General features: G+C 42.2%; 1 protein-coding gene. It reads right to left on the bottom strand.

Going from position 1 to position 1,101, the window contains the following annotated elements; genetic code table 11:
- Nucleotides 1-9 precede the first annotated feature (9 nt).
- On the bottom strand, nucleotides 10-1,041 hold the full coding sequence (locus H5300_RS26750) for an IS630 family transposase (RefSeq protein WP_182797361.1): 1,032 nt from the start codon (nucleotides 1,039-1,041) through the stop codon (nucleotides 10-12).
- Nucleotides 1,042-1,101: the final 60 nt, after the last annotated feature.

Here is a 1,101-nt window from a genome sequence, read left to right as displayed (position 1 = left end):
TATACCCAATCAACTTGAAGATGCGGGCTTGAGCACTTGAAAATTATCATTTATTCGAGACGTCAAAGAGTCTGCGATCTCAGGTAGAGTCACAATGCAAAAATTCTCGATGGCTTCTCTGAATTCCCGTTTAGTTTTGAAATAAACGTTGTTCCTTGAATATTCGTTCATCACTTTCCAAAGCCGCTCGATTGGATTTAGATTCGGACTATAAGGTGGAAGATAATGAAGCTCAATATTCAAGACAAAAGCAGCATCCCTGACTCGTTCACTGCGATGGTACCCCGCACCATCTAAGATAATATGGAGCTTGTGTTCTAATGGATAACGCTCTCTAATTTGGCAGAAAAAGCGAACAATGCTTTCACTGTTTATGGTCTCGTAATCCTGAATAATAGTCCCGCCAATGTCGTTAAGATTTAAAGCACCAATGAGATTGAGGCGACTTCGACTTCCCGTTGTTTCAACAGACTTGTCATGCCCTGTTCGTATCCAACCATGCGATATTTTGGTCGCTTGAGTCGGATGGACTGCATCAATAAATAGGATCGACTCATCCTTACTACAACTGGCTTTGAGCGCTTCATAAGCCTCAATAAAAGCTTTCTGTTTGGTTTCATCAAACTTATGAGGTACGCCTTTGGGCATCTTGTAGCTGAAACCATTTTGGTGAAGCCACTTGTTCATTCCTGCAACACTATATTGCACACGGTAAGCAGCAAAAACATACGCAACAATCTCACGCGTATGATGATAGGTGCGCGAGGTTAGGTGTGAAATCAAGCTTTGGGTTTGCTGTTGAGATAGGTAGCTTTTTGAACCACCATTTTCAGGCTTGAGCTTGTTCGATAGTGAGTAATCTTTGAGATGCTGTCTAACCGTTGTTTCATGGATAAGCAGTGCATCGGCAATTTCTTCAGGACTCCACCCGTTACTGGCATGAATAACAGCTTTGATGCGATCGCGCACTCGCCCATCACGAGTCGTATCGTGTTGGTTAATCAGCGTGATTTTTTGTTCATTGGATAGTGTTATTTTCATGTCACCTAGCATGATCCTCATTTTGGCTAAAATCAAGCACCTTCAATGATCACGGGTATA

This window comes from Vibrio sp. SG41-7, assembly GCF_014164465.1.
Lineage (GTDB): Bacteria > Pseudomonadota > Gammaproteobacteria > Enterobacterales > Vibrionaceae > Vibrio > Vibrio splendidus.
This window is presented reverse-complemented; position numbering and strand designations above follow the sequence as displayed.